This window comes from Cupriavidus sp. 01L46 (genome assembly GCF_056399905.1).
The window spans coordinates 37412-43480 of record NZ_JBFTSF010000078.1 but is presented as its reverse complement, the minus strand read 5'-3'; the positions used below and the strand labels follow the sequence as shown (position 1 = coordinate 43480).

Genomic DNA, 6069 nt, shown 5'->3' with positions numbered 1-6069 from the left:
GCACAAATGACCGCGCCGCGCTTACCCGTGCGGCGCGGGCTTGGTAGCCCGTTTCCGCAGTCGTCTGACCAGCCGTGCTTCAGGGGCGCTTTGTACGCGAGGTTTCGTGTGCTATTGCGCTGTTGCCGTGCCGGAACCAGGCCACCCCGAAAACCGGCTTTTATAGCGGCGGCACGCCGATCCGTGCCGCCTGCCTTCAAATTTGCGGCTCAACAGAACGAGCCGAACCAGCTCCGGGGATCAATATGCCAGCCTATAAGCGCGTCCTACTGAAATTGTCCGGCGAAGCCCTGATGGGCGATGATGCCTTCGGCATCAACCGCTCCACCATCGAAAGCATGGTCAATGACATCGCCGAGATCGTAAGGCTGGGCGTCCAGGTCGCGGTGGTGATTGGCGGCGGCAATATTTTCCGCGGCGTGGCCGGCGGGGCAGCGGGCATGGACCGCGCCACGGCCGACTACATGGGCATGCTGGCCACCATGATGAATGCGCTGGCCCTGCAGGACGCCATGCGCCACGCCGACATCGTGGGCCGCGTGCAGTCGGCGCTGCGCATGGACCAGGTGGTCGAGCCTTACATCCGCCCGCGCGCCATCCGCCAGCTGGAGGAGGGCAAGGTGGTGATCTTCGCCGCCGGCACCGGCAACCCGTTCTTCACCACCGATACCGCGGCGGCCCTGCGCGGCGCGGAAATCGGTGCGGAGATCGTGCTCAAGGCGACCAAGGTGGACGGTGTCTACACTGCCGACCCCAAGAAGGACCCCAGCGCCACGCGTTACACCACGATCTCCTTTGATGAGGCGATCTCGCGCAACCTGCAGGTGATGGATGCTACGGCATTCGCCCTGTGCCGCGACCAGAAGCTGCCGATCAAGGTGTTCTCCATCGTCAAGCCGGGCGCGCTCAAACGTGTGATCCTGGGTGAAGACGAAGGTACGCTGGTGCACGTATAAGTGCGGCACCAGGCGCTGGCACGCTGCCGCCGAAGGTGGCGCGCGTGCTGGCAAAGAGTAGAATGATTCATTTTCGATCCCGCCGTCCGGGATCATGATTACCCGTTTTCGGAGGTAAAGATGAGCGTCGCCGACACCAAGAAGAGCGTCGAGCAGAAAATGCAAAAGACCATTGAAGCGTTCAAGGCCGACCTGGCCAAGATTCGCACTGGTCGTGCACACACCGGTCTGCTCGACCACGTGCAAGTGGATTACTACGGCTCCCCCGTGCCGATCAGCCAGGTGGCCAACGTCGGCCTGGCCGATTCGCGCACCATCAGCGTGCAGCCTTGGGAAAAGAAGATGGTCAGCGCCATCGAGAAGGCCATCCGCGACGCGGACCTGGGCCTGAACCCGTCGACCATGGGCGAGACCATCCGCGTGCCCATGCCCATGCTGACCGAAGAGCGCCGCAAGGAACTCGCCAAGGTCGTCAAGGGCGAGGCCGAGGGCGCCAAGATCGCCGTGCGCAACCTGCGCCGGGATGCCAACGAGCAGTTCAAGAAGCTGGTCAAGGACAAAGCCATTTCCGAGGACGACGAGCGCCGCGGCCAGGACGATGTCCAGAAGCTGACCGACAAGTTCGTTGCCGAGATCGACAGGATGGTCGCCGAGAAGGACAAGGAGATCATGACGGTGTGACGCATGATGCGGCGGCTTGCCAGCCGCCGCTGTGTCCGGTACCGTTTCCCATCATGCATCACATCAGTTCCACGCTCAGCGTCCCCGACTCTACCTATGTGCCCCGCCACGTTGCCATCATCATGGATGGCAACGGCCGCTGGGCGACCCAGCGGCACTTGCCACGCGTAGCCGGCCACAGCCGTGGCCTGGATGCCGTCCGGGCCGTGGTGGAGGCCTGTGCCGCGCGTGGCGTGCAGTACCTGACCCTGTTCGCGTTCAGTTCCGAGAACTGGCGCCGCCCGGCGGACGAAGTCTCGTTCCTGATGCGGCTGTTCATGACCGCACTGCGCCGTGAGGTGATCAAGATGCACGCCAACAACATCCGCGTGCGGGTGGTTGGCGACCTGAGCCGCTTCAGCCCGCGGATCCAGCAGCTGATCACCGATGCCGAGGCTCGCACGGACGGCAACACTGGCCTGACGGTGACCATCGCCGCCAATTACGGCGGCCGCTGGGATCTGCTCCAGGCCGTGCGCAAGATGCTGGCGCGCTCGCCCATGCTCGATCCGGAATCCGTGGACGAATCCGTGCTCGCGCCGCACCTGGCCATGGCCTACGCGCCGGAGCCGGACCTGTTCATCCGCACTGGCGGCGAGCAGCGCATCAGCAATTTCCTGCTGTGGCAGCTGGCCTACTCCGAGCTCTATTTCACCGACGTGTTCTGGCCGGATTTCAGCGCTGCGGAGCTTGACAAGGCGTTTGCCTCGTACCGGCAGCGCGAGCGCCGCTTCGGCCGTACCAGCGCGCAAGTGGTCGCACCACCCGGCCTTTCCGGCACCGCCTGAAGCCCGTTTTCCATTTTTTCACCGGAATCCCGCAGCGCATGCTTCTTACCCGTGTCATCACCGCCGTATGCCTGTTGCTGCTGATCCTGCCGATCCTGTTTCTGGCACCTCCGTCGGCGCTGGCTGGCCTGGTGGCGGTGATCGTCGTCCTGGCAGGCTGGGAATTCGGCCGCCTGATCGGGCTGCGCGGCTTCTGGCCCTATGTCTATGCGGTGGCCTGCCTGGTCGCCCTGATCGGCTGGCATGATGCCGCCGACCGCCAGGCGCTGACGCGCCTGCTGCAGATCGGCGTGGCCTGCTGGGGCGTCGCCGTGGTGCTGCTGGCGCGCGGCGTACGCCAGGCGAGCCCGTCCTTTACCTTGCTGGGCGCCATTCTCGGCCTGTTCATGCTGCCCGCGTTCGGCCACGCCACCCTGATCCTGCGCGAGCTGGGCATCGGGGTGCTGCTATCGGTAGCGGTGCTGGTCTGGGCGGCCGATATTGGTGCCTATTTCGTCGGCAAGGCCATCGGGCGGCGCAAGCTGGCCCCCACCATCAGCCCGGGCAAGTCCTGGGAAGGCGCCATCGGCGGCTGGCTGGTGGTGCTGCTGATCGCATTCGGGCTGGCCGCTACCCAAGCTTTTTCCCCGACCTGGTTCTCTCGCATGGCCGACCGTAACGGCCTGGCCGTCGTGGCGCTGCTGTCGACCCTGCTGGTGGTTGCCAGCGTGGTCGGCGATCTCTTCGAGTCGTTGCTCAAGCGCCAGGTTGGCATGAAAGACAGCAGCCGGCTGTTGCCTGGCCATGGCGGCGTGCTCGACCGGATCGACGCGCTGTTGCCCGTGTTTCCGCTGGCCGCCTTGCTGGCCATCTATCTTTGAGTTGATCTGATATGCGTCGTATTACCGTCCTGGGTGCCACCGGCTCGATCGGGGAAAGTACGCTTGATGTGGTCAAGCGCCACCCCGAGCGCTATGCCGTCCATGCGCTGACGGCGCACCGGCAGGTCGACAAGCTGGCGGCGCAGTGCCGCGAGTTCCGCCCAGCGCACGCCGTGGTAGGCACCGCCCAGGCCGCAAGCGAGCTGCAGGCGCTGCTGCGTGCCGAAGGCATCAAAACCGAGGTGGGCTATGGCGAAGCGGCCCTGGAAGCGGTGGCGGTCGATCCCGCGGCCGATTCGGTGATGGCCGCCATCGTCGGCGCCGCCGGGTTGCGTCCCACGCTGGCCGCGGCGCGGGCGGGCAAGCGCGTGCTGCTGGCCAACAAGGAAGCGCTGGTGATGTCGGGCCGGCTCTTCATGGATGCCGTGCGCGAGCACGGCGCCACGCTGCTGCCGATCGACAGCGAGCACAATGCCATCTTCCAGTGCCTGCCGGCGGACGATCCGCGCCTGAGCGCGGGCGTCTCCAAGATCCTGCTGACGGCTTCCGGCGGCCCGTTCCGGACTCGGGACCCGGCCACCTTGCACGATATCTCGCCGGACGAGGCCTGCGCCCACCCGAACTGGGTGATGGGCCGCAAGATCTCGGTCGACTCCGCCACTATGATGAACAAGGGGCTGGAGGTGATCGAGGCGCACTGGCTGTTCGCCGCGCCGGCGGACCGCATCGAGGTGCTGATCCACCCGCAGAGCATCGTGCATTCGATGGTGTCCTACGCGGACGGCTCGGTGCTGGCCCAGCTCGGCAACCCCGACATGCGTACGCCGATCGCCTATGGGCTCGCCTATCCCGAACGCATGCACGCGGGCGTTTCCCCGCTGGACCTCACCCGTGCGGGCGCACTGACCTTCGAAACCCCGGATCTGGCGCGTTTTCCCTGCCTGGGCCTGGCGTTCGACGCCTTGCGGGCGGGCGGGGTGGCCCCGGCCATCCTGAACGCCGCCAACGAGGTTGCCGTCGAGGCGTTCCTGCAAGGCCGGATCCGTTTTACCGACATCGCGCGCATCGTGGCGCAGGTGCTGGCGCAGGCCTCGCCGGGCAGTGTCGACACGCTGGAAGGCGTGATGGACATCGACCAGGATGCGCGCCGCCGCGCCGGCGCCCTACTGGAAAGCGCGCGTTCGTGCTGACGCCGGTGGCGGCGCGGCCGGGATCGGCGACAATAGCGGCGCACCGGCCCATGCCGGCGCACCGGTTGCCGGGCCGCCTGCCCGGCGTCTACTTTGTGCCATCGGGGCATTCCGGCCCCTGACGACAAGCTGCCTGCCATGCAAACCGTAATTGCTTTCGTCGCCGCCCTTTGCATCCTGATCTATTTCCATGAAATGGGTCATTACCTGGCCGCGCGCCTGTGCGGGGTCAAGGTGCTGCGCTTCTCGATCGGCTTCGGGCGGCCGCTGGTGCGCTGGGTGTCCAAGGGGCGGGACCGCACCGAGTGGACCATCGCCGCGATTCCGCTCGGCGGCTACGTCAAGATGCTCGATGAGCGGGAGAGCGATCCGGGCCATGATGCGCCGGTCGATCCCGCGGACCTGCCACGCGCCTTCAACCGGCAACCGGTGGCCAAGCGCTTCGCGATCGTGGCAGCCGGGCCGCTGGCCAACTTTGCCCTGGCCATCGTGCTGTATTTCRTGCTGTTTGCAGGCGGCATGCGCGAGGCCGCGCCCATCGTCGCGGCGCCGCCTGCCGGCACCCCTGCTGCGGCGGCGGGCTTGCGCGAGGGCGACCGCGTGCTGGCGCTGCAGGCCAACGGCGAGACCGAGCAGGTTCGTTCCTGGAACGACCTGCGCATGGCCGTGTTCGCCCAGGGCTTTGGCGACGCCAGCGCGGTGCTGCACGTGCGCGCTGCCGATGGCGCCGAGCGCGATGTGAAGCTGCCGCGGCTGCCGAATACCGGCGGCAATCCCGAGCAAGACCCGCTTGCCACGCTGGGGCTGGCCCTCAAGGGCGGGCCGGTGACGATCACCGAAGTCCTGCCGGACTCCGCCGCGCAACGCGCCGGCCTGCGCCAGGGCGATCGCGTGGTGGCCTGGCAAGGACGCCCGCTGACCCAGGCTGGCGAACTGATCCGCGGGGTCAGGGCGCAGCCCGGCGCCCAGGTCACGCTTGGCATCGAGCGGGAGGGCCGGCGCCTGGATGTGCCCGTGAAGCTCGATACGGTTGCCGCGGCGCAGGGCGCCAGCGCGGCAACCGGCGCCACCGGCAAGCTGGGCGCCGCGCTGAGCCAGGCGGTCGAGATGGAAACCGTGCGCTACCAGCCGGTCGAGGCGCTGAGCCGCGCGGTCGGGCAGGTCTGGAGCACCAGCGCGCTCTCGCTCAAGCTGCTCGGAAAGATGCTGGTGGGGCAGGCTTCGCTGCAGAACCTGAGCGGCCCGCTGACCGTGGCGGACTACGCGGGGCGCGCCGCCCACCTCGGCTGGCAGCCCTTTGTCGGCTTCCTGGCGTTGGTCAGTGTTAGCCTCGGTGTATTGAATTTGTTACCTATTCCGGTATTGGATGGGGGGCATTTGCTGTATTATTGCGTTGAATTTTTGACTGGCAGGCCCGTACCAGACCACTGGCAGGCTGTGCTGCAGAAGGTCGGCATCGCCTGCGTCTTGCTCCTGACTTCGCTCGCCTTGTTCAACGATGTCAGCCGGCTGTTCTTAGCGCGCGGCTAGACATAGGTTGCCGGCTGCGGCGTGC

6 protein-coding genes are annotated in these 6069 nt (G+C 66.7%); all 6 read left to right on the top strand.

Annotated elements, in window-relative coordinates:
* Positions 1-245 precede the first annotated feature (245 nt).
* The 6 genes from pyrH (at position 246) to rseP (ending at position 6044) form a co-directional block, all read left to right on the top strand.
* Positions 246-956 (top strand): UMP kinase, encoded by a 711-nt coding sequence (pyrH, locus tag AC1DS3_RS16320; protein ID WP_043346948.1) that lies wholly within the window; start codon positions 246-248, stop codon positions 954-956.
* Positions 957-1076: 120 nt separating this feature from the next.
* Entirely contained in the window at positions 1077-1637 is a 561-nt protein-coding gene (gene frr, locus AC1DS3_RS16315) for a ribosome recycling factor (RefSeq protein ID WP_043346946.1), read from the top strand.
* Between the two features lie 53 nt (positions 1638-1690).
* The gene (locus AC1DS3_RS16310; RefSeq protein WP_441630333.1) at positions 1691-2464 is read left to right on the top strand and encodes an isoprenyl transferase; all 774 of its coding nucleotides are present in this window, start codon (positions 1691-1693) and stop codon (positions 2462-2464) included.
* Positions 2465-2502: 38 nt separating this feature from the next.
* Entirely contained in the window at positions 2503-3324 is an 822-nt protein-coding gene (locus AC1DS3_RS16305) for a phosphatidate cytidylyltransferase (protein WP_441630335.1), read from the top strand.
* An 11-nt stretch (positions 3325-3335) separates the two neighbouring features.
* Positions 3336-4514 (top strand): 1-deoxy-D-xylulose-5-phosphate reductoisomerase, encoded by a 1179-nt coding sequence (ispC, locus tag AC1DS3_RS16300; RefSeq protein ID WP_477109656.1) that lies wholly within the window; start codon positions 3336-3338, stop codon positions 4512-4514.
* Positions 4515-4652: 138 nt separating this feature from the next.
* On the top strand, positions 4653-6044 hold the full coding sequence (rseP, locus tag AC1DS3_RS16295; protein ID WP_477127537.1) for an RIP metalloprotease RseP: 1392 nt from the start codon (positions 4653-4655) through the stop codon (positions 6042-6044).
* Positions 6045-6069 lie beyond the last annotated feature (25 nt).

Coding starts and splice junctions, on each gene's coding strand:
- pyrH (WP_043346948.1), top strand. CDS start 246: ATGCCAGCCTATAAGCGCGTCCTACTGAAATTGTCCGGCGAAGCCCTG.
- frr (WP_043346946.1), top strand. CDS start 1,077: ATGAGCGTCGCCGACACCAAGAAGAGCGTCGAGCAGAAAATGCAAAAG.
- AC1DS3_RS16310 (WP_441630333.1), top strand. CDS start 1,691: ATGCATCACATCAGTTCCACGCTCAGCGTCCCCGACTCTACCTATGTG.
- AC1DS3_RS16305 (WP_441630335.1), top strand. CDS start 2,503: ATGCTTCTTACCCGTGTCATCACCGCCGTATGCCTGTTGCTGCTGATC.
- ispC (WP_477109656.1), top strand. CDS start 3,336: ATGCGTCGTATTACCGTCCTGGGTGCCACCGGCTCGATCGGGGAAAGT.